Genomic DNA, 19584 nt, shown 5'->3' on the forward strand with positions numbered 1-19584 from the left:
ACGGATTTCTGTGCATTTTCTGGACGGCGTTAACGATTGTGGCAGGCCTCGCGCGCAGTGGCGGCCGGAACTTTCGGGGTTCGTGCCGAGGGCTCTGCCACGAACCTTAACGGCAAAAGCTAAAATGCAATGCAAATGCGCATCAAATCGCCGGCCACCGCGTTTTCATTAAAATTTGAAGCAAATGCCGCTCGATTTGGAAAAGCCGTCTTGTGATTCCCGCTCTAATGTCGGTCTCAACAAAGGGCCGGGCATCCAGAGAACGCCGGCAGGTCCCTGAGGAAACGATGGCAGCGTGAACGGGTATCAGGGGATACGACGGCGCTGCGGGATGCCGAAGGTGCAAAAGCCGGCTAAAAGACTGGCGAGCCTCGGCGACCGAACGAAGGATGGGCAGAACATGTGGTTTCTCATCAAGGCGACTTTCTGGTTTTCGATGGTGCTGGTGTTGCTGCCGTTCCTCGATCCCTCGAGTTCGAACAAGCTTGAACATGCGCCCAAGGTAGAGCTTGGCGACACCTTCGCCGCCGCCAACGAAGCGTTCCAGTACATCAGCGCCATCTGCATCCAGAAGCCCGAAGTTTGCGAGAAGGGCGCGGAGACCTTCGTCGCCCTCGGTCACCGGGCTCGCGAAGGTGCTCGTATCGCCTATGAATTCCTCGACACCCAGTTTGCCGAAACCGATGTCGCAAATCCGGACGCCAAGGTGACGACCGGCACGGTCGCACCGGTTGCGAGCGGCACGGTCGCACCGGCGGACGCAGCAACCCCAACCGCGGAGGTCAGCACGCTTGACGCCGAGCCCGTCTTCAAGCGCACCCCGGTTCCGGAGAAGCGCCTCGACCCGAAGACGACGGTCATCCAGTGACCGCAAGTCTTCCGGACGGCCTGATCGACGACATTCTGACCTTCACTGCCTGACTTCCAAACTGCCTGACTCGCCGCTTGTTGCGGCCGCCGCGAGGAGCCCATCCCCTCGCGGCGTTTCTTTTTTGATCGACGCAACCACTGATCGTAGCAGAACCAGCCACGCACAAGCCATAGCTGCTTAGGTCCGCCGCACGACAAGCGGAGGTACCCCCATGCAGATCTATGGGCTTTTCACCAGTACGGGTGCGGCGCGAGCGACGGCGACAGGCGCCTCAACCGCCACCGATGGCGTCAACGGCGAGAACAAGGCCCCAACCTCCATTGCCTTGCGTCTCCTTGCCAGCAACGAAAGCAACGCCGAACGCGCTGCGTTGGCGAAGAAGAAGCTTGACGAAATCAAGGAGCAGTTGCGGATGCTGCGGTTCTGGGCATCGGATCCAGAAACGCTCGCGCGGCTCGCAAAACAGCTCGCCCAGCAACTCGGCACGGTCGCCCAGCAACTGGCCGGCGCAGGTGCGAGCGGCGGAGCATCCGCTTCCGGCGCTGCGACAGCGGCCGCCGCGACGTTGGCAGGCGCCGGAAACGCGCAGGGCGACGGGGTCGAATCGGGTGATACGCAACCAGGCGAGACACAAGTCGACGAGACACAATTGGTCGAGACGCGGGCCGCAGGCACGGATACTGCTGAAGATGGGGCCTCTTCGCCGGACCGATCAACCTTTGCGGAGCGCGCCTATCGCGAATTCGATGGCGATCACGATAGATCCGACTCGACAGCGAGCGTGGCAGCCGAACTCAAATCCGTTGCCGAACAAGTGAAACAGCTGCTGCGCAAGGCCGAGCAGGATTTGCGCGCAAAGGGATCTGGCCGTGGTGCGGACGAAGCGCGCGCTGCCGGCCATGCCTTGTCGGCTGCCGTCGGCAAACTCGGATCGTCCGACGCCAGCACGACAAGTCCCGTCGTCATCCCAACAAGCGTTTCGGTCTGACAGCGGCTGTCAAAGCCGTCGGCTCCAGGGAACCGCACTTGACGGTTCTCAATGACGTTGCCATCCCCTATATGAAGGCTGAAAGCCCACACGCCAAAACGGCAAAGGGATGGACAGGGATGAAGCACGTTCGCGACAAGCACCCGCGAGCGTATAATCTCCCGATAATTGGACCCGGACCATGACGACGCTCGACCAGATCATCGATGATTTCGCTTTCCTCGACGAATGGGAGGATCGCTATCGCTATGTGATCGAACTCGGCAAGGCATTGCCCGAAATGCCGGAAGCCAAGCGGACCCAGGAAAACAAGGTTCAAGGTTGCGCCAGCCAGGTCTGGCTCGTCACGGAGACCGCCGGCAACCCGGACGATCCGGTGCTGACCTTTGAGGGCGAGTCCGATGCCCATATCGTGCGAGGCCTCGTCGCCATTGTACTGGCTATTTACTCCGGCAAGCACGCCTCTGAAATCGCCAGGATCGACGCGATCGACGCCTTCGGCAAGATCGGCCTGATCGAGCATCTGTCGACCCAGCGCGCCAACGGCCTGCGCTCGATGATCCGTCGCATTAAAAGCGAAGCAGAGCTTCGCCTCGCCGCCTGAAAAGGCGCCTTGCGACCCCGGCCGCCCCTTGCACACCACATAAACACAAAGGCCGGACGCTGAAGGTCCGGCCTTTGTGAAAAATGTCCGCGCCCGTCGGCGCGCGAAACCTTCTTGGTTCCTGCGCCGGACGGGTCAGGCGCTTACTTGCCGCGACGCTTGCGGCGCTGGCCGAGGCCCATTTCCTTGGCGAGGCGCGAGCGGGCTTCCGCATAGGCCGGCGCAACCATCGGGTAATCGGTCGGCAGGTCCCACTTCTCGCGATATTCTTCCGGCGACAGATTGTGGTGGGTCATCAGGTGACGCTTCAGCGACTTGAAGGTGCCGCCGCATTCCAGGCAGGTGATCTGGTCGTCCTGGACGGACTTGCGAACCGATACGGCCGGCTTTGGCTTTTCAACGGGGATGACGACCGGCGCCGGAGCAGCCGTGTTGTTGAGCGCCGAATGCACGTCTGCGATCAGCGTGGGAAGCTCGGCGACCGGAACCACATGATTGCTGACGTATGCGGCAACGATTTCCGCCGTCAGCTCAACCAGAAGTTCATGGCTCGCGCCAAGCGCTGTTTCAGTCATTTCTTTCTCCTATCGGACTTCAGCACAACCCGAAACGGCGTTTCGGGGGAGGAACGCTTGCAAGAGTCGTGAGGAAGCCTTCGCTGCCTTGGGATAGACCATCATACGCGGCAAGGAGAAACGCTGGCCGCGATATCAAGAGTTGGAATTTTGATTACGAAACCTGCTGCCGAGTCACCGGTGACGACCGAACTCTCAAAGCAACAACCAACATTCACAACTCACGCTGGAATTTCAGATCAAAGTATTTTCCACGACGACACTTTACATTTACTCGATTAACATCGATGCCCGAAAAGTCCAAACATAAATTTAGCGATGCTTAGCAACTTTATCTCCAAATTGCTAAAATGGCCACACTTCATCGCAAAGTTCTGAAATACAGAGTCAGAAATGTGATCGATCAGCCGCGACGCGGCTCTTCCTTTTGCGGAAGCTGATCTATGACAGATAGCTTTGCCAGCCTGTAACCTGCCTGATGTGCCGCTTTTGCCAAGAGATGAGCCGAGATTGGTGCAGTCAGAACGAAGAAGAAAAAGCCGGCAAGCGCACGAATCAAGATCGCAGCGTCCAGAGAATGCACCCCCGCCGCCAAAAGCAACAGGCCCGATCCAATCGTGCCGGCCTTCGACGCCGCATGCATTCGCGTATAGAGATCGGGGAAACGCACGATGCCGATCGCCGCCAGCAACGAGAAAATCGCGCCGACCACAAGCAGGGCTGCGACCAGCACTGCAACGACCATATCGATGGCAGGGCTCATCGGCGGCCTCCCTTGCGCTTGCGATGCGTCGCTCCGCTCCGTGCGACCGCCGCTCTCTTTGCTTGGGCGGCACCGCCCTCGACGCCGACCTTTTCAGGCGAAAGGCCGCGCGCAAGAATGAAGCGTGCAAAGGCGACCGTGGCGAGGAACCCGACGAGCCCGAGCGCGATGGCAATGTCGATGTAGAGATTGAAACCGGTGCGGATCGCGACGACGGCGATCAGGCCGATGGCGATCGCCACCAGCATATCGAGGCCGAGCACCCGATCCGGCAGCGTTGGACCACGGATGATGCGCCAGACTGTAATCAACAGCGCGACGGAAAGCACAACGAGGGCGAAACCGGTCGCAAGGGCTTCTATCTGCTCCGGCAGGGTCATTCGAATGCCTCCTTGATCCGCCGCTCAAAGCCGCTTGCAATGTCGCGCCTCAAGGCGCCGGGATCGGCACAGTCGAGCGCGTGCACATAAAGCGTACGGCGGTCGTCAGACACGTCGACCGACAATGTCCCCGGCGTCAACGTAATCAGGTTGGCAAGCAGAGCGATCTCGAAATCGTACTTCACTGTCAGCGGGTAGGCGAAGATACCCGGCTTCAGCACCATTTTCGGCTGAACCACCAGCCAGGCGACCTTGGTCGCCGAGACCGCCAGTTCCTTGAAAAACAGCGCCGTCAGCAGAAAGAGCCTGAGCGGACGCACCGGGTAGGCGACCGGCTCAAGCTCGCGGCGGATCAGAAACAGCGACAACGCGCCAACGATAAAGCCGAGAACCAGGTTGGCCGGCGAGAAGCTGGCGCTGATCGCTGCCCAGATTGCCGTGAACACCAGGTTGATGGTCAGAAACTTGGTCACGGGGTACCTCCCGGAAAGACCGAGTTCAGGTAGGCCGACGGTTCGGCAAGTCCGGCCGCGGCATTCTGGATCGTCGACAGCACCGGCTCCGGGTAAAGGCCGATCGCCAGCGCCAGCAACGTCAGCACCGTCAGCGGCAACAGCGTGGCGGGCGCGATCGACACGGACTGGGCCTCGCCGCCTCCGTCAACCGGATCGCGCCAGTAGGCCAGCAGAAAGAAACGCCCCGTAACAACCGTCGTCAGGAAACCGGTCACAAGCAGAGCCGCCGCCAGCCACCAGGCGCCGATATCGAGCGCGGCCTTGACCAGCATGACCTTCGGCCAGAAGCCGGAGAACGGCGGCAGGCCCGAAACGGCGAAGCAGAGCATGAGCGTCAATGCCGCAAAGCCGACGTGACGCCGGTAGAGGCCAGCAAGCGATGACAGCGAGAAGCTGCCGCCAAGCCTGGCCGCGATGCCGGAGGCAAAGTAGAGCGCGGTCATCACGAGCATCGAGTGCAGCGCGTAAAAGATCGCGCCGCCGATGCCGCCCGGCCCGCCCACGGCAACGCCGGCGAGGATCGAGCCGATGCCGGAAACCACGAGATAGCCGAGCATGCGGCGGAAGTCAGATTGCGCCAGAGCGCCGAAGGCGCCAACCAGCATGGTCAACGCGCCGGCCGCGGCGATCACCAAGCTCAACTCTTCGCGCTCGACCGGCAACAGCATCACGGTGATGCGGATCAGAGCGTAGATCCCGACCTTGGTGAGCAGCCCGGCAAACAGCGCCGAAACCACCACGCGCGGTGTGTGATAGGACGCAGGCAGCCAGAAATTCACCGGGAAGGCCGCGGCCTTCATGCCGAAAGCGAGCACGAACAGTGCCGTCAAGGTCATCAGCGGCGCCGTGCCGGAGAGCCCTTCGGCCTTGCGGGCGATGTCGGCCATGTTGAGCGTGCCGAAGCTCGCATAGAGATAGCCGGTCGTGATCAGGAACAGCGTGGTGGCGACCAGGTTGAGAAAGCCATACTTCACCGCGCCGTCGATCTGCTCGCGTTCGGAGCCGAGCACGATCAGGCCGAAGGACGAGATCAGCAGCACCTCGAACCAGACATAGAGATTGAAGACGTCGCCCGTGAGGAACGCGCCGGAGACGCCGGCCATCAACAGCATGAGGAACGGATAGAAGCCGTAGCGGCGGCCGCTGTCGTTGATGTCAGCGAGCGAATAGATGCCACCGGCAAGCGCGACCACGGAGGCCGTCAGTGCAAAAAGCGCGCCTGTCAAATCGACGGTGAAGGCGATGCCGAACGGCGGCAGCCAGCGTCCCATGACCATCGTTACCGGACCTGTGGCGATCACATGCCGAAGCAGAAGGGCATCGATTACCACCAGCCCGGCAAGCCCGGCGACGGCGACATAGGGATGCCAATCGATCTTCCGGCGCAGCATCACAAGCAGCGCACCAATCGCCAGGCACCAGGCAACCGGCAGGATCACCAGCCAATCGGCGGGTGCGACGGGCGCGAGCACGAGTGCTGCGGAAAGATCGGCGGGGGCGGAGGTTGAAGCGGCCATGGGTCAGTCAGTATCCAAGCGGCGGAGCCGGCTCGTCCTTCGGCTCGGCGACGCGCATCTCGTCGGTATTGTCGGTTTGCAGTTCTTCGTACGCCCGCCAGGCAAGAACCAAGAGGAAGGCGAAGAAGGAGAACGAAATGACGATTGCCGTCAGGATCAGCGCCTGCGGCAAGGCATTGGCGGCCGGGCTGGCAAGGGCGTCCTGACCGCCGGGAATGACCGGCGGCACACCGCGGGTCAGCCGTCCGCCGGTAAAGATCAAAAGGTTCACCGCATTGCCGAGGATCGCGACGCCCAAAAGCACGCGAATTATGTATTTCGACAAAAGCAAATAGATTGCGACCGTGAAGAAGATGCCGACAAGCAGCGCAAACCAGGCTTCCATCACTCGCCTCCCCGCTCTTCGAGCGAAAGCGCAATCGAACTGATCGCGCCGACGACGACGAGATAGACGCCGCAGTCGAAGAGCGTCACCGTCGAAAGCGGTATTTCTACACCAAATACAGAAGGGTAGATCCAGAGGCCGGTCATGAAGGGAACGCGCGCCGCAATCGAGATCAGACCCGCAATTGTCGATGCGAACAATCCAGCGCCGGCGATCGCCATCGGATGGAAATAGATGGCGCGGCGCACGGTCTCGACGCCGCATGCGATGCCGTAGATCGCGAGTGCCGAAACCGCAATCAAGCCGCCGATAAAGCCGCCGCCGGGCTCGTTATGGCCGCGCAACAGCACGAAAATCGAAAACAGCACCATCAGGCTCGTCAAGAAGGGCGCGACGGCTCGGAAGATCACCGACTTCATGCGCGTTCCTCCGCATCCGGGTCGTTGTCGGCGATCCGCCGCAGCGAACCGGCTCTCAAGCGAACCAGCGACAGGATGGCGAGACCGGTAACCATCACCACGGCGATCTCACCCAGCGTATCCGTACCGCGGAAATCGACGATGATGACGTTCACGACATTGGCGCCGTGGGCGATCGTCTTCGAATAGAGGTTGAAGAAATCGGTGAGCGTCGTATCGAAGGGAACGCCCGTGACCTTCAGGAGCATCAGACCGAAGCCGGCGCCGCAGGCAAGCGCGATCGCAAGATCGGGGACCTTCTGAGCGAGCGGGCGATGGTCGGACGGCGAGAGCCTGAGCCGCGTCATGACCAGCGCCAGGACGACAACCGAGAGCGTCTCGATCATGAACTGGGTGAAGGCGAGATCCGGTGCGCCGTAGAGCAGGAAAATGACGGCAACGGCAAAGCCCTGGATGCCGAGCGAGACGATCGCCGTCAGCCGATCGGCCGCGACCACCACGGCGCCGAGGCCGATGACCGCGATTGCCATGATCGCAAGTTCGTGCAGCGGCACATCCGCTGCGAAATATGGAGCGCGCGGAAACTCACCGTAGGAAAGCGGAACGACCAAAAGCACGAAGGCCACCAGGATGAAGGTCGCGGTCATGTAGACCTCGAGACGGCCCGACTGCAGCCGGCGTGTCAGGGCCACGGAAAAGCGCACAAGCCCGCGGATGAACTGATCGAAACCGCGATCCGGACCCCAGCCGATATCGGCAAGGATGGTGGCAATGAAGGCGCGCAGGCGATCAAGCTTCAGGTATAAGATAACGCCGATCACGGCGGTCGCGATCGACAAAGCCAAGGGAAGGCCGATGTGCGGGACGACGGATATCGCGACGGTACGAGGCTCGCCCGCGATCGCCGAGGCCATCGGCGTCGACACCAGCTGGTGCGTCAGCCCCGACAGCAACGCGGCGGAAAGCCCCTTGGCCGCCAGCAGCGCGGGGCCGAGCCAAAGAAGGATCGGCGCTTCGTGCGCCACCTTCGGTGTGTCGACCCTTGGACCGATGAAGGGTCGCAAGGCGACAGCGAAGGCGACGGCAAACATCAGCGCATTGCCGACAATGGCAAGAGCGGCAAAGACCATGGTGCGGCGGTCGAAGCCCGACAGCGCGTAGTAGATCTCCTCCTTGGCGATGAAGCCGAAGAAGGGCACCAGTCCGCCCATCGAGAACGCAGCTGTGAGCGCGATCACGAAGGTAAGCGGCATCGCGGAGCGCAGGCCACCGAGCCTGGTCACGTCGCGCGTGCCGGCCTCATGGTCGATGATGCCGGCGACCATGAACAGGGCGCCCTTGAACAGGGAGTGCGCAACGAGATAGAGCGCCGCCGCTTCGATTGCCTGCGGAACGCCAAGACCGGTGAGCATGACCAGCAGACCGAGCGACGCCATTGTCGTATAGGCGAGCATCAGCTTCAGGTCGGTCTGACGGCACGCGAGCACCGCGCCGATGACAAGCGTTGAGCCGCCGAAGAGCGGCAACAGGATCTGCCATTCCGGTGTCCCGCCAAGCACCGGATTGAGCCGCATCAGCAGATAGACGCCAGCCTTCACCATCGTTGCCGAATGCAGGTAGGCCGACACGGGCGTCGGCGCCTCCATCGCGTTTGGCAGCCAGAAATGGAACGGAAACTGGGCCGACTTCGTAAAGGCGCCACCGAGGACGAGAAGGAGTGCGGCGAGATAAAACGGGCTTTCGCGCATTTCCGGCCCGAAGGCGGTGAGCAACGAGAGCTGTGTGACGCCACTGACATTCCAGATGATCAGCAGCCCGGCCAGCAGGAACAGCCCGCCTCCCCCGGTCACGACCAGCGCCTGCAGGGCTGCACGCCTTGCAGCTTCGCGCGCGTGGTCGAAGCCGATCAAGAGGAACGACGTGATCGAGGTCAGCTCCCAGAAGACAAAGAGCATCAGGAAGCTGTCGGAGACGACGAGCCCGAGCATCGAGCCCATGAACATCAGAATGAACGAAAAGAACCGTCCCTGCTGCGGATGTCCCTTCAGGTAGCCGCCCGCGTAAAGCACGATCAGCATGCCGATGCCGGCGATCAAAAGCACAAACGTCAACGACAGTCCGTCGATCAACCAGGAGAAGCTGACATTGAAAGACGGGATCCAGGCATAGCCTCCGGTGACAACCTCGCCCCTGGACACCTCCGGCCAGAAACCGCTGAAATGCAGGACGATTGCCGCTGGAAAGAGCGCCAGAACCCAAGCCGCATTGTGGCCGAGAACACGGGTAAGAAGGGGCGCGACCAATGCCGCGACGAAAGGCAGTGCAAGAGCCAGAAATGTCAGGGCCGCAACGTCCATCGTCCTGGCGTTCTCCTTTGTTTTTCGCCGTATAATCAATCGAACGCCCGACATAGAAGAAGGGTGTTGGCGCCTCAAGCCTTATGCAGGTAAAATCGACGTTATGTGCTGCCAATTCGGCCAAGCCATCCGAAAACAGCAGGCTATGCTTTACCAGATTCGCCGGGCTTGTGCGTCCGTGAAGCGAACAATTAAAATGCTGTTAGCGCATTATACATTCTGAGCCGGCGCATGGTTCGAACGTCCTGGAATCGGCACAGCAAGACGTGGTAGTTGTATTCTCAAGCCTTCTCAATTCGGAGTAAACACGTCAGGAGCAGCCGGCACCGCAAGCTGCACAGAACTGAAGACCCCCACCATCTCGAATGGGCGAGGCCCACTTGGAACGATCTCGGATAGTCGTCATCGCCAGTATCCTGGCCGCGCTCGGCGCTATCTTGCCGATGCTGGCAGCCTATTACCTATCCTGGTCGATTGCGGTGCGCGGCGAACAGATGCGGCTGGCGCGCCTTGCAGACTACGCCATCATGCGCGCCGACGCCGCACTCGACGAAGCGACACACGCGCTGAAAACTGCCGACCGGTTCGACGTGCCGCCCTGCATGGCGTCTCACATCTCCGCCATGCGCGCCCTCGTCGTCAACACGACCGCTATCGAAGATATCGGCTATTTCGAAAACGGTCTGTTGAGGTGCACGTCATGGGGCTACCCGCCCCGCCGCCTCACCCGCGCCCAGCCCGCGGACTTTGTTGCCGCCAACGGCATAGAAGTCATTCCGCGGATGTACCCGACGATCAGCACCGGCACGGCCATGACGGCGTTTCGCCTCGGGTCCTACACTGTGCTGACGAACCCGGCCCGCTTCGTCGACGTCATTGCGGAGCCTGGCACCCGGCTTGCGGTGGCGACGAAAAACGGTGTCGTTGTCAGCACCTTGAACGACCCTGACTCGTCGCTCACGGCGCGGCTTTCCGAACTTCCCAAGACCGGCAGCAGTGGCGGCAACCTCTTTGCGACCGGTCGGGGAGCAAACTGGATCGCCGTTGCAAGCGCGCCCAGCATCGCCATGCTCAAAGACATGGACCGCGAGCGCCTGCTTCTCCTGCCGGTCGGCGCCCTGGTCGCCGCGCTCATGGTTGGGCTCGTCATCTGGCTGTCCCGACGCCGGCTCTCGCCGCTGGGCGAGCTTTCGATTGCCGTCCAACGGCACGAATTCATTGTTCACTATCAACCGCTCATCGAGCTGAAGACCGGTATCTGCGTCGGTGCGGAAGCACTCGTGCGCTGGCGCCGACCGGATGGGCAAGTCGTGCGCCCTGACCTCTTTGTCCCGTTGGCGGAAGAAAACGGCTTGATCGAGGAGATCACTGATCAGGTTATTCGTGCGGCGATCGCAGAGCTGAAGTCGGTTCTCGTCGCCGACCGCTCGCTGCACATCGCCGTCAATCTCGCCGCCGACGATATCAAGTCGGGTCGCATTCTGCCCGTCATCGCGGCCGCACTCGAAAACACCGGGATACTCGCCGAACAGGTCTGGCTGGAAGCGACCGAACGGGGCTTCATGGACGTGAAATCGGCCCGGGCGACAATCGAGGAGGCGCGCCGTCGCGGCCACTCGGTGGCAATCGACGATTTCGGCACCGGCTATTCGAGCCTGCAGTATTTGCAGGAACTGCCGCTCGACGCCCTGAAGATCGACAAGTCTTTCATTGATACCGTCGGCACGGACTCGGCCACCAGCTCGATCACGCCGCATATCATCGACATGGCCAAGTCGCTCGATCTCTACATCGTCGCAGAGGGTATCGAGCGCCAGGAGCAGGCCGACTACCTGCTTGAGCGCGGGGTCCAGTACGGCCAGGGCTGGCTGTTTTCCAAGGCACTTCCGGCGGCCGAATTCATCGCGTTCTACAACGACCGCAAGCGCCGCCGTGGGGTAGGCCCGACCGTGATACGCCGCGAGATCGCCTGACGGGCCCTTGGTGGCTTTCAGGTCAGCAGACTGTCCAGATAGGCTGAGGCCTCGTTGGTGCCGATGCGAACCCACATCGGCTTGTGATCAGAAAGCTGATAGGTCTTCCAGTCCGGATAATAGGCCTTGAGCTCGGCCTCGCTCTTGTCGCGGCCATTGCTGCTTTTTTGCATCGCAGTGCGATAGTCCGGCTCGTCACCGTCCCTGAAGATCGAGGCGTAGATCTCGAATATGCCCGAGTTGCGCTTCAACGGATCATCGGCCGGCTGATCAATAAAGTTGAGGAGCTCGGAGCGGGCCTGGAAGGCGATCTGGTCGTAGTACTTCGTCAGGTCAAGATTGCTCGGGCGATCGAGACTTTTCGGGATGGCGAACCCCGCGTCCTTCAACTTGCGCATCGTTTCGTGTTCGGGGTGGACGATGTTGAAGTCGCCAAGCAGAATGAGAGCCTTCCCGCGCTTCAGCGCGTCTTCCGCACGCTTCCCGAAGTAATTGGCGATCCGCTCGATCTCCTGAATGCGTTCTCCAAGAGCCGGTCCGGAATCCTCGCCATAGTAGATGTGGACGGTGCAAATATCGAAGCGGAACCAGCCGGACTGGAAAGAAGCGGTAAAGGGCGTGCGGCGGAACTGCTTGCCGGCATAAAGGCGCTCACCCCCAACCTCGGCCGTCACCGGGGAGACCAGCATCGAATTCGGGAGCACGATCTCGCCGGCGATGTTGCGGAACCGGACCTTTCGTTTGTCGTACAGGTACAGCAGCCGTTCGCCGTTGCCGCCGAGCGCCGTGTCGGTGACATCGGTGGCAATGAAATCGAAATCGGGACCGAGAATGTCCATGATCTCGAGCCATTCTTCGATCTCGTTGACTTCCTGCACCGCGACAAAATCGAAACGGGAGAGGATTTCGGCAAGGTAAAACCACGTTTCAGGCTCGCGGCTGCCGAAGCCGCGCCGGTTTTTCTTGCCGAAATCACGGATGTTCCAAGTGGCGAGCAGCAGATTGCGGTCGCTGTCCTTGGCCGGCACGTCGGCATCAAGCTGGGCGCGAAGCCGCTTGAGGTTTTCCACGACATGCCTGCGCCGATCGAGCTCCCGAAACGCGAACCTGAGCTTGTAGTAGCGCATGATCCCCTCCCGAAAAACACCAGGCAATATACGCCATCCAATGTTGCAACTCCATGTCACCACAGCCCAGGAACACATTGACGCGCTTCGACCCGCTGATTGCGCAGGCGCAGGCGCGTTCCTATATTATCGCCGCAGCGACAGGAGACTTCGATGACGACGGTGAAGGCGCCCAAGGTGATAAAGACCGATGCTGAGTGGCAAGCGCAACTGTCGCCGGAGCAATACCGCATCACCCGGCACCAGGGCACCGAGCGTCCGTTCACAGGCCCGTTTCTCAACAACAAGCAGACCGGCACCTATGCGTGCGTCTGTTGCGGGCGAGCCCTATTCCGCTCGGATACAAAGTTCGATTCCGGTTGCGGCTGGCCGAGCTATTTCGCGGCCATCGACGATCAAGCGATCCGCGAGATCGAGGACCGCTCGCATTTCATGGTGCGCACGGAAATCCGGTGCGCCGATTGCGATGGCCATCTCGGACACGTCTTCCCCGATGGACCGCCGCCGACGGGCCTGCGCTATTGCCTCAACGGCCACGCCATGACGTTTACCGAGGATTGACACTGGCGCGCGGAAGGAGTGGCATGGGGCTTGATGTTCTTCTACTGCATGTTGGCTGAGCGCCGTGGAGCGCCGGTCACCGCGCCATTGAGAGAACAAGGCATCGAGCGAGCCGAGAGGAGGTCCGCATGCTGCGCATCCTGACTGCACTCGCACTCCTCGTGCCGACCGCCTCAGCGGCGTTGGCTGCGGAGGACTGGCAGGCCTATTCCAATGCTCGGTTTGGTTATGTGCTCGATATCCCGCCGGGCTTCGAATTGCAGAGCGAGGGCGACAACGGCGACGGGGCGAGTTTCCACGCCAACGACAATGGCGCGACGCTGTCCGTCTTCGGAAGCACTCTGCTCGACGGTGACTTTGAGACCGACGTCAACGACCGGATCGGCTACGAGCGGGAGGGCGAATGGCGGATCGTCTATTCCCGCGTCACAGCGGCCTGGGCCAGCTTCTCCGGCTCGCGCGGTGAGGAAGTGTTCTATACCCGCGCAGTTGCGCTCTGCGACGGAAGCGCCGCCTATTTCCGACTGCAGTACCGCAAGAGCCGGCTCACGAGCTTCGACGGCGTGATTTCACGCATGGCCGAAGCACTGAGGCCATCAGAAGGCTGTCAGCACGCGCCTGTCGCGGCGGCTGCGGGCGAAGCTCCGAACTGATTGAAAGCAAGAGCGCATCTGTCTCTTGCAGGCGCGGCTCAGGACGACGTCGCGGTGCTGAAACACGTCAGAACCGCCGAATAGTGCACGGCAGCGCCGGTCACCACGAAACCGTGCCAGATGGCGTTCTGAAAGCGCAGCTTCTCCCACACGTGAAAGATGACGCCTGCGGAATAGATGATGCCACCGATCAGGATCAGCAGCAGCGTCGTTGCCGTCAAGGTCGACAGCAACGGCCCGATGGCAAGGACGCCGCTCCACCCCATGGCGAGATAAAGCAGGATCGCCAGCCGGTCGAAGCGACCGGGGAAAAGACATTTGATCGCGACGCCAAGTGCGGCGATCGTCCACATACCGATCAGCATCACGAACAGGAACGGGTCGTCCAGGCCGCGCTGAAGGAAAGGCGTGTAAGTCGCCGCAATCAGGACGAAGATAGAGGAATGATCGAAGCGGCGCAGGAACCACTTGGTTCGCGAGACGGGATAGAGATTGTAGAGAAACGAGATCGAGAGTGTCGCGAGCAGCCCTCCGCCGTAGACGGCGGCTGCGGCAAGCTGGCCGCTCGTGCTCCAGAGCGTCGCGTAGAAGATCAGCGCCGTGACACCCACAAGCGCCGCAGCCAGGCCAATGCCATGCACGATGCCGTCGGCAATCAGCTCCGAGCGGTCATAGTTCCACTTGACGCCAGCGAACTCCACGCGATCCCTCTCCCCGTTCCTGTCTTTTTAAAGGGCGCGCTCTTGACGTGTCGCACCGTGCCATTTCCCTTATCCTGCCACAGCGCCGCCCGGTGGCATAGGCGCGTCGACGCGGCAAAAGCATCAACTTTTGCAACGCATTACTACAATCGCATCACGTGGCTTCGACGCGCTGCCGGGACTTGTGTGCAGACGCGACGATGACCACATGGGCAGTGGAAGTCACTGAGCCGGAGATTGACCATGCCCGTCTTGCGCACCCCTCACCCGGAACTGGCGGTTGCGCTCAGCGCCCTCTGCCTGCGATCGAAAGCCGTGTGGGGCTACGACCCCGCCTTTCTTGAAGCGTGCCGGTCGGCTTTGACCCTGACGGCCGAAGACTGGCGGGACTCGGATCTGCAGATTGCCGTCGAAGGTGAAACGATCCTCGGCCTTGCGCAGGTCCGCTCCAGCAGCGATATCGCCGAGCTCGACAAGCTTTTCATCGAGCCGGATGCGCGGGCGGCAGGTATTGGGCGGATCCTGTTTGACTGGTGCGTCGGAGCGGCGCGTCGCCGTGGCGCGGCCTTTATGACGATCGATGCAGATCCCGGCGCTGCCGATTTCTATCGCCGCATGGGCGCGGTCGACGATGGGGTCGTTGCATCAGGCGTGATCCCGGGGCGCTTTCTGCCCCGACTGAAACTGGAGCTGCAGCGCGCCGGGACGACTGGCTGAAGGATCACCGGCCGCCGCGGGAGACCTCCGCCGCGCATTCCTGGCAGAGCGGCGCATGGGGTACGGCCTGCAGGCGCGCCGACGCAATCGGCAGGCCGCAGCGCACGCAAGTACCGAACGTGCCGGCTGCAATCCGGTCGAGCGCGGCATCGATGGCGCGGATCTCCTCCTGTCCGGCAAGGCCGAGGCCTTCCAGAACTTCGTCGCCTTCCCGTTCGGTCACGCGATCGGGCACGTCGGCGTTCATGGGTTCATCGAGATCGTGCTCAATCTTGACCAGACGCCCTTGCAGCTCCTCCTTGCGGCGGGTCAGGCGGTCGCGAAAGTCGTCAAGCGCATGCTTGTCCATCTGAACACTCCTTGGCGTTGGCGGCGCGATGGTGCGCGCCGCAGGCGCTCTTTTTGTTCGTGGCTTACCGGTCGACGAGAACGGCGCATGGGCAATGGCTGACCACGCGGCTTGCGGTTGATCCGATGAAATAATCGATCAGACCCGGCCGGTGCGAGGCGATGATCACCAGATCGGCATTCTCTTCGCTGGCGAACGCGTTGATGGTTCCGGCGGCACCACCGGTGCGGATTTCGACGCGGCCCTTGATTCCGTGCTTGGTCTTCAGCGCGTCGAGTGTCTTCTGGGCCTGCTTGCGGGATTCCTCGACCATTTCCAGCGGGAAGTCGACGATCATGTAGCCCTGCGCATAGGCATTCAGATCCTCGACGACATTGAGCAGGATAATCTCGCCCCCCTCATCGACCAGCTTTTCGGCGATGCCCATGACGGACTCTCCGTGCTCGAGCTGATCCATGGCAATCGGGACGATGATCTTCTTGTACATGCTGCACTCCTTCTGTTGCCCACCCGGATCGCCGGCGCCCGATGCGACAGGCCAACCCCTCGCCTGAAGATTGCGCCCGCGCGGCCTTTTTTGCTTTGATTGAAATCAAATCGAAAGGGTTGCGCTTGCGTGGGCTCACTCAAAATGAGGTAGGGCGACGGCAATCACTGTCAACGCTCATCGAACACAACATCAAGTGACTGACAGCCTTCCGTGAACGGACGAGACGGCCCATATTCCCGGCATCAGTTTCACCGAAACTGCGCCGGACAATCGGCTGCAGCTTCGATGCCAAGGAGACCGGAATGACGTCGCACCAGACAGCTGACATCCCGACGGACCATGCGCTGGCTATGCCTGCCCATGTCGACCACGCGCACCTGGTCGTCCAGGATCTGCCCGTTGTTTCGGCCTGGTACCAGAAGATCATGGGCCTGAAGCCGCTTGAGACAAGTCCGAGCGGCGCGACGCTCGGTGTCGGTGGCCGGCCACTTTTGACCCTGTCGACCGAAGGCAGCGCGGCACGCGCGCCACGCAATGCGCCCGGCCTGTTCCACAACGCCTTTCTGGTGCCGAACCGGGACGAACTCGGCCGCTGGCTTGCGCACGCCGCGCACAACAATGTCAGGCTGCAGGGTGCCTCCGATCACCTGGTCAGCGAAGCCATCTATCTCGCCGACCCCGAAGGCAACGGCATCGAGGTCTATCGTGACCGTCCGCGCCACGAGTGGAGCTTCAAGCCCGACGGCACCGTCGGCATGGATACGCTGCCGCTCGATCTGCAGGCGCTCTACGACGAGGCGTCCAAGGACCGGTGGGACGGGATGGCCGACGGCACCGCGATCGGCCATATCCACCTGCAGGTTTCCGACATTCCTCAGGCCGATGCGTTCTTCCGCGATGTTCTCGGTCTCGGACTGATGGCGCGCTATCCGGGTGCGAGCTTCTTTGGCGCGGGCAAGTACCATCACCACGTGGCGGCCAACATCTGGAACTCGCGCGGCGCACCAAGGCGCGAGAGCCACATGACAGGGCTTTCGGACTACACGATCCAGTATAAGGAGCCGGCCGAACGGGCCGCCGCACTCGACAAGCTCGACGCGCTGGAGATCGCCGTCAGCCGCAACGGCAATGGCTACCGCCTCGTGGACCCCTGGGGCATCGGCCTGACGCTCGTCGCCTAAACACCCTCACCTCGGCCGTCGACGCTTGAACGCCGGCGGCCCTCCTGCCGCACGGGCCTTCAGACAGCCGATCGGCGGATAGTGGACAAGGCACTGCCCTATATTCTTAAAATTGCAGACAGACCTTGCCTCCCGGCTGCGTCAACACGCCGCTGGATAGGGGCTGCTTTGTCGACCAATAAACTTGAGTATTACACTCACATATCTTAACCGCATGCCCAAGCGGCCTCGCCCAAGGCTGCATATATGCGGAGTTAATGATATGAAAAATAAGAATATTTTTATGGCCGCCCTGGCAAGCGGCACCTTGCTTTCAGGCCCGGTCCTGGCGCTTGACCTGCGACCGCAGGCAGAAATCGAAGGCGGCTTCTTCAGCGGCGGCTCCGGCGCCAGTGGCGGCTTCTTCCTGCCGTTCGTAGTCGATTCGGGCAATGCGATTTTCATCGATACACGCGGAGCGATTGAAAACGACGCCGTTCGTCAGGGCTCGATCGGCGCCGGTTACCGCTTCCGCGCCAATGAGCAATGGGTCATCGGCGCCTATGGCTATTACGATTACCTGAAGAGCACCCACGGCAATTCCTTCAGCCAGGTCTCCTTCGGACTTGAGGCGCTGAGCGGCGATCTGGAGATGCGCAGCAACTTCTATCTGCCGCTGACCGGTGCCAAAGCCCTTAGCGCGTTCAACGCCGCCTATGTGCGCGACCATGTGCTCGTTTTCCAGGAAGGCAAGGAGCGTGCCCGGCGCGGCATCGACGCCGAAGTCGGCGGGCGGCTGCCGGTGTTCGACGAAGGTTCGAATGTACAGCTCAAGGTCTTCGGCGGCAGCTACTGGTATGGCGGCCGCAATCTCGGAGACATGTTCGGCGCCAAGCTGCGCGCGGAGTTGACCTTCGCCGACCTGCCCGGACTGTCGGAGGGATCGACCGTTTCGCTCGGCGTGACCGGCACCTATGACAACGAAGACAAGCTGAAGGGCGCCGTCATGGCGCGGCTGCGCATTCCGTTCGGTGCCACCGGTTCGACCGGCGACGCCTTCGACCCGATGACCCAGCGCGTCGAACGGGCGACCCGGATCCGCACGCACGCCGGCGCCACCGGCGACATCGAGGCGGCGCAATTCGTCGACAGCGGCCGCAACGCCGGTCGTGTGGTCACGGTTTCCTCGGCTTCGGGTAGTGCCTCCGACATCAATGCCTTGATTGGCGCTGCCGGCACCAACGCGCTGATCCTTGCCGACGGCAATCTCGGACTGGATCGGACACTAACACTCGGCAACGGCCAGACGCTCCTCGGTGGCGGCGGGGCGATTACCGTGCGTGGCGCATCCAGCGGCGCAACGGCAAACTTCGTCAACCGGGGTGCGGCCACGACGATCACCGGCTACAATCCGGCCCAGGACGTGATCGCCATGGCGTCGGGCAGCACCGTCTCCCAGTTGTCGATCCGCGGCGGCCTTGCCGGGATCTCCGCGACAGATGCGGCCGGCGTGACCGTCGACGGCGTCGATATCGCCGCGACCAGCCACGACGGCATCCGCTTCACGCGGGTGAATGGCGCGCTGGTTCAGGACAGCCGCATCCACGATCTTTACATCTGCGAGAACAACACGAGCTGTGAATTCTCGATCTACAATCCGAACAAGGCGCCCTATGCCGCGATCAGTTCGGTCGGTGGCCGCAATATCACCGTCCGCGACACTGTCATCGACAAGGTTACCTACGGAGTTTTTGCGGGCGGCGAATTCAGGAAGATCAGCCGGACCGAGTATGAGATGGTCACCGGGACGCAGAACGTGACACTCGACAATGTGACGATCAGCAACTCGCGCCGCGAAGGCGTGCTGCTCGTGGCCGGCAAGGACGTCAAGCTCAACCGTGTGACGGTCGACAACTCCAAGCAGGACCGCGACATGGATCTCGTGGCGCTGCAAGGGACGTCCAATGTCGCCATCAACGACATGCGCCTCACCGGCGGCATCAACGGCCTGATGCTCGTTGCCAGCCCCAACCTCAATGTAGAGACCACGAACGTGAACGTGAAAGGCCTGCAGATCGACCGCACGCTCAAGGCCGGCATTTTCTTCAACCCGGTCTCCGGCATTTCGCTGGAGAATGTCACGGTCACCAATGCCGGCACCTATGGCGCGCACATTTACGGCGACGCCTGGGGGTTCCTGGGCGGCCCGGTGAGCAACGTCGTATTCAAGAACATATCGGTCGACAAGGCCGGGATCGCGGGCCTGCACTTCTCCGGCCCGGCCGAAGACATCAAGGGTAATGTCAGCGTGACCAACACGCCGAAGGATTGCACGCTCGATACCGGCTGGTCGGCTGGAACGATCACCCAGTCGCCGGGTTCGCTGCTGACGGTCAACGGAACCAAGCTTGACCAGAGCAACGCCGCATCACGTTGCCGCTAAATACCCTCGACCACGCCCGGGCAACCGGGCGTGGTT

21 protein-coding genes are annotated in these 19584 nt (G+C 61.6%); 9 read left to right on the plus strand and 12 right to left on the minus strand.

All coding sequences use genetic code 11. The features are described 5' to 3' along the window. Nucleotides 1-400: 400 nt before the first annotated feature. From VGO04_RS12835 to VGO04_RS12845, 3 genes are all read left to right on the plus strand, one after another. Nucleotides 401-868, plus strand: coding sequence for a DUF5330 domain-containing protein (locus VGO04_RS12835; protein WP_327496485.1), 468 nt, complete (start codon nucleotides 401-403; stop codon nucleotides 866-868). 214 nt (nucleotides 869-1082) lie between these two features. Beyond that, a complete protein-coding gene (locus tag VGO04_RS12840; RefSeq protein ID WP_327496334.1) occupies nucleotides 1083-1859 on the plus strand; it encodes a hypothetical protein in 777 nt (258 codons plus the stop codon). 181 nt (nucleotides 1860-2040) lie between these two features. Next, complete coding sequence (locus VGO04_RS12845) at nucleotides 2041-2463, plus strand: SufE family protein (RefSeq protein WP_327496335.1); 423 nt, start codon at nucleotides 2041-2043, stop codon at nucleotides 2461-2463. A 143-nt stretch (nucleotides 2464-2606) separates the two neighbouring features. Here the strand turns inward: VGO04_RS12845 and mucR are convergent, their stop codons facing one another. The 8 genes from mucR to VGO04_RS12885 form a co-directional block, all read right to left on the minus strand. Then, a complete protein-coding gene (gene mucR / locus VGO04_RS12850; RefSeq protein ID WP_043620098.1) occupies nucleotides 2607-3038 on the minus strand; it encodes an exopolysaccharide biosynthesis transcriptional regulator MucR in 432 nt (143 codons plus the stop codon). Nucleotides 3039-3441: 403 nt separating this feature from the next. Next, nucleotides 3442-3801: a monovalent cation/H(+) antiporter subunit G gene (mnhG, locus tag VGO04_RS12855; RefSeq protein ID WP_327496336.1), complete on the minus strand. Its 360-nt coding sequence runs from the start codon at nucleotides 3799-3801 to the stop codon at nucleotides 3442-3444. Then, nucleotides 3798-4181 (minus strand): cation:proton antiporter, encoded by a 384-nt coding sequence (locus tag VGO04_RS12860; RefSeq protein WP_327496337.1) that lies wholly within the window; start codon nucleotides 4179-4181, stop codon nucleotides 3798-3800. The genes mnhG and VGO04_RS12860 overlap by 4 nt, the downstream gene beginning before the upstream one ends. Further along, nucleotides 4178-4654, minus strand: a complete 477-nt coding sequence (locus VGO04_RS12865) for a Na+/H+ antiporter subunit E (protein ID WP_327496338.1) — start codon at nucleotides 4652-4654, stop codon at nucleotides 4178-4180. Before VGO04_RS12865 ends, VGO04_RS12860 begins: the two co-directional genes overlap by 4 nt. Further along, a complete protein-coding gene (locus tag VGO04_RS12870) occupies nucleotides 4651-6213 on the minus strand; it encodes a Na+/H+ antiporter subunit D (RefSeq protein WP_327496339.1) in 1563 nt (520 codons plus the stop codon). Before VGO04_RS12870 ends, VGO04_RS12865 begins: the two co-directional genes overlap by 4 nt. A gap of 7 nt (nucleotides 6214-6220) precedes the next feature. Next, entirely contained in the window at nucleotides 6221-6598 is a 378-nt protein-coding gene (locus VGO04_RS12875; protein WP_327496340.1) for a Na+/H+ antiporter subunit C, read from the minus strand. Then, complete coding sequence (locus tag VGO04_RS12880) at nucleotides 6598-7017, minus strand: Na(+)/H(+) antiporter subunit B (protein ID WP_327496341.1); 420 nt, start codon at nucleotides 7015-7017, stop codon at nucleotides 6598-6600. The genes VGO04_RS12875 and VGO04_RS12880 overlap by 1 nt, the downstream gene beginning before the upstream one ends. Next, nucleotides 7014-9374 carry a putative monovalent cation/H+ antiporter subunit A gene (locus VGO04_RS12885; protein ID WP_327496342.1) on the minus strand — a complete coding sequence of 787 codons (2361 nt, stop codon included), beginning with the start codon at nucleotides 9372-9374 and terminating at the stop codon, nucleotides 7014-7016. Before VGO04_RS12885 ends, VGO04_RS12880 begins: the two co-directional genes overlap by 4 nt. A 380-nt stretch (nucleotides 9375-9754) precedes the next feature. Here VGO04_RS12885 and VGO04_RS12890 point away from each other — a divergent pair, with 380 nt between their 5' ends. Next, the gene (locus VGO04_RS12890) at nucleotides 9755-11347 is read left to right on the plus strand and encodes an EAL domain-containing protein (RefSeq protein WP_327496343.1); all 1593 of its coding nucleotides are present in this window, start codon (nucleotides 9755-9757) and stop codon (nucleotides 11345-11347) included. A 17-nt stretch (nucleotides 11348-11364) separates the two neighbouring features. On the opposite strand, the gene VGO04_RS12895 is transcribed toward VGO04_RS12890, so the two are convergent. Continuing rightward, nucleotides 11365-12474 (minus strand): endonuclease/exonuclease/phosphatase family protein, encoded by a 1110-nt coding sequence (locus tag VGO04_RS12895; RefSeq protein WP_327496344.1) that lies wholly within the window; start codon nucleotides 12472-12474, stop codon nucleotides 11365-11367. A gap of 153 nt (nucleotides 12475-12627) precedes the next feature. Between VGO04_RS12895 and msrB the strand changes: the two genes are divergently transcribed. Together msrB and VGO04_RS12905 are read left to right on the plus strand one after the other, a co-directional pair. Next, nucleotides 12628-13035, plus strand: a complete 408-nt coding sequence (msrB, locus tag VGO04_RS12900) for a peptide-methionine (R)-S-oxide reductase MsrB (RefSeq protein ID WP_327496345.1) — start codon at nucleotides 12628-12630, stop codon at nucleotides 13033-13035. A 128-nt stretch (nucleotides 13036-13163) separates the two neighbouring features. Next, complete coding sequence (locus VGO04_RS12905; RefSeq protein ID WP_327496346.1) at nucleotides 13164-13688, plus strand: hypothetical protein; 525 nt, start codon at nucleotides 13164-13166, stop codon at nucleotides 13686-13688. A gap of 38 nt (nucleotides 13689-13726) precedes the next feature. On the opposite strand, the gene trhA is transcribed toward VGO04_RS12905, so the two are convergent. After that, nucleotides 13727-14389: a PAQR family membrane homeostasis protein TrhA gene (trhA, locus tag VGO04_RS12910; RefSeq protein WP_327496347.1), complete on the minus strand. Its 663-nt coding sequence runs from the start codon at nucleotides 14387-14389 to the stop codon at nucleotides 13727-13729. A 243-nt stretch (nucleotides 14390-14632) separates the two neighbouring features. On the opposite strand from trhA, the gene VGO04_RS12915 reads away from it, so the two are divergent. Further along, a complete protein-coding gene (locus VGO04_RS12915; RefSeq protein ID WP_327496348.1) occupies nucleotides 14633-15106 on the plus strand; it encodes a GNAT family N-acetyltransferase in 474 nt (157 codons plus the stop codon). A gap of 4 nt (nucleotides 15107-15110) precedes the next feature. Here the strand turns inward: VGO04_RS12915 and VGO04_RS12920 are convergent, their stop codons facing one another. After that, on the minus strand, nucleotides 15111-15455 hold the full coding sequence (locus VGO04_RS12920) for a TraR/DksA C4-type zinc finger protein (RefSeq protein ID WP_327496349.1): 345 nt from the start codon (nucleotides 15453-15455) through the stop codon (nucleotides 15111-15113). 64 nt (nucleotides 15456-15519) lie between these two features. Then, a complete protein-coding gene (locus VGO04_RS12925; RefSeq protein WP_327496350.1) occupies nucleotides 15520-15942 on the minus strand; it encodes a universal stress protein in 423 nt (140 codons plus the stop codon). A 305-nt stretch (nucleotides 15943-16247) separates the two neighbouring features. On the opposite strand from VGO04_RS12925, the gene VGO04_RS12930 reads away from it, so the two are divergent. Both VGO04_RS12930 and VGO04_RS12935 read left to right on the plus strand, forming a co-directional pair. Continuing rightward, entirely contained in the window at nucleotides 16248-17126 is an 879-nt protein-coding gene (locus tag VGO04_RS12930; RefSeq protein WP_327496351.1) for a VOC family protein, read from the plus strand. 262 nt (nucleotides 17127-17388) lie between these two features. Then, complete coding sequence (locus tag VGO04_RS12935; RefSeq protein WP_327496352.1) at nucleotides 17389-19548, plus strand: inverse autotransporter beta domain-containing protein; 2160 nt, start codon at nucleotides 17389-17391, stop codon at nucleotides 19546-19548. Nucleotides 19549-19584 lie beyond the last annotated feature (36 nt).

Source organism: Ensifer sp. (genome assembly GCF_035999185.1).
In the GTDB taxonomy this organism is placed as follows: domain Bacteria; phylum Pseudomonadota; class Alphaproteobacteria; order Rhizobiales; family Rhizobiaceae; genus Ensifer.

What these genes read in the sequence shown, in the direction of transcription:
- VGO04_RS12840 (WP_327496334.1), top strand. Translation starts at nt 1,083, where the DNA reads ATGCAGATCTATGGGCTTTTCACCAGTACGGGTGCGGCGCGAGCGACG.
- msrB (WP_327496345.1), top strand. Translation starts at nt 12,628, where the DNA reads ATGACGACGGTGAAGGCGCCCAAGGTGATAAAGACCGATGCTGAGTGG.
- VGO04_RS12875 (WP_327496340.1), bottom strand. Translation starts at nt 6,598, where the DNA reads ATGGAAGCCTGGTTTGCGCTGCTTGTCGGCATCTTCTTCACGGTCGCA.
- VGO04_RS12880 (WP_327496341.1), bottom strand. Translation starts at nt 7,017, where the DNA reads ATGAAGTCGGTGATCTTCCGAGCCGTCGCGCCCTTCTTGACGAGCCTG.
- VGO04_RS12915 (WP_327496348.1), top strand. Translation starts at nt 14,633, where the DNA reads ATGCCCGTCTTGCGCACCCCTCACCCGGAACTGGCGGTTGCGCTCAGC.
- VGO04_RS12860 (WP_327496337.1), bottom strand. Translation starts at nt 4,181, where the DNA reads ATGACCCTGCCGGAGCAGATAGAAGCCCTTGCGACCGGTTTCGCCCTC.
- VGO04_RS12835 (WP_327496485.1), top strand. Translation starts at nt 401, where the DNA reads ATGTGGTTTCTCATCAAGGCGACTTTCTGGTTTTCGATGGTGCTGGTG.
- mnhG (WP_327496336.1), bottom strand. Translation starts at nt 3,801, where the DNA reads ATGAGCCCTGCCATCGATATGGTCGTTGCAGTGCTGGTCGCAGCCCTG.
- mucR (WP_043620098.1), bottom strand. Translation starts at nt 3,038, where the DNA reads ATGACTGAAACAGCGCTTGGCGCGAGCCATGAACTTCTGGTTGAGCTG.
- VGO04_RS12930 (WP_327496351.1), top strand. Translation starts at nt 16,248, where the DNA reads ATGACGTCGCACCAGACAGCTGACATCCCGACGGACCATGCGCTGGCT.
- VGO04_RS12845 (WP_327496335.1), top strand. Translation starts at nt 2,041, where the DNA reads ATGACGACGCTCGACCAGATCATCGATGATTTCGCTTTCCTCGACGAA.
- VGO04_RS12925 (WP_327496350.1), bottom strand. Translation starts at nt 15,942, where the DNA reads ATGTACAAGAAGATCATCGTCCCGATTGCCATGGATCAGCTCGAGCAC.
- VGO04_RS12870 (WP_327496339.1), bottom strand. Translation starts at nt 6,213, where the DNA reads ATGGCCGCTTCAACCTCCGCCCCCGCCGATCTTTCCGCAGCACTCGTG.
- VGO04_RS12905 (WP_327496346.1), top strand. Translation starts at nt 13,164, where the DNA reads ATGCTGCGCATCCTGACTGCACTCGCACTCCTCGTGCCGACCGCCTCA.
- VGO04_RS12920 (WP_327496349.1), bottom strand. Translation starts at nt 15,455, where the DNA reads ATGGACAAGCATGCGCTTGACGACTTTCGCGACCGCCTGACCCGCCGC.
- VGO04_RS12895 (WP_327496344.1), bottom strand. Translation starts at nt 12,474, where the DNA reads ATGCGCTACTACAAGCTCAGGTTCGCGTTTCGGGAGCTCGATCGGCGC.
- VGO04_RS12885 (WP_327496342.1), bottom strand. Translation starts at nt 9,374, where the DNA reads ATGGACGTTGCGGCCCTGACATTTCTGGCTCTTGCACTGCCTTTCGTC.
- VGO04_RS12935 (WP_327496352.1), top strand. Translation starts at nt 17,389, where the DNA reads ATGAAAAATAAGAATATTTTTATGGCCGCCCTGGCAAGCGGCACCTTG.